This is a genomic window from Streptomyces sp. NPDC058157, from assembly GCF_042884105.1.
In the GTDB taxonomy this organism is placed as follows: Bacteria; Actinomycetota; Actinomycetes; order Streptomycetales; family Streptomycetaceae; genus Streptomyces.
The window spans coordinates 1-2726 of sequence record NZ_JBHVUQ010000381.1 but is presented as its reverse complement, the minus strand read 5'-3'; the positions used below and the strand labels follow the sequence as shown (position 1 = coordinate 2726).

2 protein-coding genes are annotated in these 2726 nt (G+C 79.5%); both read right to left on the bottom strand.

The window, feature by feature from the left end:
- Positions 1-1789 (bottom strand): RNA repair domain-containing protein (locus ACFVXK_RS38040; RefSeq protein WP_389621801.1); only part of this gene is annotated, 1789 nt, incomplete at its 3' end.
- Positions 1789-2726: AAA family ATPase (locus ACFVXK_RS38035; protein ID WP_389621798.1), on the bottom strand; the 938-nt coding region annotated here is incomplete at its 5' end. The genes ACFVXK_RS38035 and ACFVXK_RS38040, both read right to left, overlap by 1 nt.

The window sequence follows — 2726 nt, the reverse complement described above, 5'->3', positions numbered from 1 at the left end:
GGAGCGGGGCGTGGGGGTGCGTCGGCCCCGGGGGGCCGCCCGGCTGCCCGGGGTCCGCCGTTTCCGGGGTCCGGCCCGGCTCGCCGGGCGGCGTTTGCGGCTCCGCCCACCGCCAGGTGCCGGTGCCCAGTTCCACCACCGCCCGGACCCGCATCGGGCCGTCCCCGCGCCGGGACAGCACCGCCAGCTCCCCGACCCGGGCCGTGCGGTCGCCCGGTCCGAGCCGCTGCGCGTACTCCCGCCGGGCGCGCTGCGGGTCCGTGCTGCGGCCCAGCGTCAGGTGCGGGGTCCAGCCCGCGGAGCGGCCCCGGCAGCCCGGGAAGCGGGCGGCGAGGGCCCGGCGCAGCTCCTGCCAGGGGCCGTCCCCTCCCGCACCGGCCGCCGGGTCCAGCCAGAGCACGGCGTCCTCGCGGCGCCCGAAGGAGTGCACCCCGTCCAGCCGGGCGGTGAACGGCCCCCGCTCCGCCGCCGCTTCGGCCAGCAGCGGCAACGCCCGAGCGAAGGCGGCCTCCGGTACGAAGCCGAACAGCAGGTTGACGTGCGCCGGCCAGCGCGCCACCCCGGGGTCGTGGGCCCGGCGCAGCTCCTCGACGGCCGGGTCGTGCGGCGGGAGCCAGGCCACCGCCGTCCGCGCGGTCGCCGCCACGCCCGCCGGCGCGTCGGCCGCGTCCCCCGCCCCGTACTCCACGGTGGCCTCCACCCCGAAGTGGTCGGAGGCGAACAGCCCGTCCGGCGCGGGGGAGTCGCCCCGCAGCGCCGCCTCCCGCACCCGGGCGCCCGCGCCGGAGGAGAGCAGGATCCGGTCGATGCGGCCCGCCCGCCCCGTCAGGGAGCCGACCGCGGCCAGCGGATTGACCCGGGGGTCGAAGGTGGGCGTGTCGTCGCCGGGGCCGTGCACCTCGCTCCAGGCGTCCAGCAGCCCCAGCGCGGCCGCCGGCCCCTCGGCGCCGGTGCGGCCGTCGTTGAAGTCCCCGAGCAGCGCGAGTCCCGCCGCGAGCCCGCCCAGCCCCTCGGCCAGGCGGGCCAGTTCGGCCTCCCGGCGGCCCGCGCCGTTCGCGGAGTGGTCGCTGCTGAGGTGCGTCGCGGCGACGGCCAGCGGACCGCCGGCGGTGTCCACGGTGACGGCGGTGACCGCCTTGTGCCGGCCGAGCACGTGCAGCCCCGCCTCGCGCACCGGCAGCCGGCTCAGCACCAGCAGCCCGCTGTCCGCCACGTCCGCGCCCTCCGGATCGGTGCCCAGGGTGTACCCGGCCCGCACCCACGGCTCGGCCAGCAGCAGGGCGAGCAGGGCCGGTTCCACCTCCTGGAGGGCGATCACATCGGCGTCGGCCGCCGCCAGCTCCGCCAGCAGCATCGGCCTGCGCCGGGCGGTGGCGATGCGCGGGGCGTCGTACCGGTCCCACAGCGTGTTCCAGGTCAGCAGCCGTACCCGGGCCGGCGGGTACGCGGCCGGACCCGCCTGCACCGGCCGCCAGGCGCCGTCGGCCGGGTCCCAGGCGTGCGGGGTCCGGGCGGCGAAGAAGGGCTCGGGCAGGACCCGGTTGCCGCGCACCCGCCCGGCCGTCGTCGAGTCGATCAGGTCCAGCCCGCGGGCCCGGTCCCACACCAGCTCGCCGTCGGCCTCGACGAACAGCACCCGGTGCCAGGGGATGTCCCCGCCCGGTACGAAGGAGGGCAGCGGCACCCGCTTGGGGGCGGCCCCGCGCTGGAGCAGCCCGAGGGTGAACCGCGCCGGATCGAAGCGGGCGTCCCAGCGGACCTGGTGGTAGAGCTGCTCACTGGTGCGCATCAGAGGTCCTCCCCCTCGAAGACGGCCCCCAGGGATCCCGGAGAGCCCAGGGAGCCCGGAGGGCGCGGGGATCCCGCAGGGCCCAGGGAGCCGGCCGTGTCCTCGACCGTGCCGCCCGCGCCGACGTACCAGGTCCGGTGCGCCTGCCCGGGGTGGGGCGGGCTGAACCGGCGCAGCTGCGCGGTCAGCACGGGCTCGGGCACCGGGTGCGGGCGCACCGCGTTGCGCCGCCGCAGCTCCTCCTCCCCGACCAGCGCCACGACCCGGGTGACCAGGGCGTCCCGGCGGCGGCCGACCGCCCCGGCGAGGCCGCGCTGCTGTTCCGTGAGGGAGGTCGCGTCCCATACGACCGTGCCCCCGGCGGCCAGCGCGCGGTCCAGCCGGTCGAGGCCCTCGCGCAGCACCTCGGGGTTGGCCCGCTGGTCGGCGCGCGCACCCCGGGCCTCGCGCAGGTCGTCCAGGCAGACGTACGCGTCCACCCCCGCCAGGCCCCGCGCGAACGTGCTCTTGCCGCTGCCCGAGGGCCCGCACAGCTGGACCAGCCTCGGGTACGCCGTCGCGTCCCGCCACCGCCAGGTCGCGGCCACGGCCTCCTCGGCGGCGGCCCCGGCGGCGGAGGGCCCACCCACCGCACCCCGGCCGAAGGCCTCGCGGGCCTCCGCCCAGCAGCGGTCGGCGGCGTCGGGGTCCAGGGCGCCCAGCGCCCCGCGCATCCCGGCCCGCAGCGGGCCCAGCGGGTCCGGCCCCAGCAGGCCGGCCTCCTCGGCGCACAGCGCGGACCACTCCACGCACTCGGCCTCCTCGGGGGACAGCTCCGGAAGGGCCGCCGCCAGGGCGTGCAGCACCCCCAGGTCGGCCGCCGAGGCCAGCCGGACCAGCCCGGCCCGCCGTTCCTCCTCCGGGAAGGGCCTGCGCAGCACCGGGTACAGCCCCACCA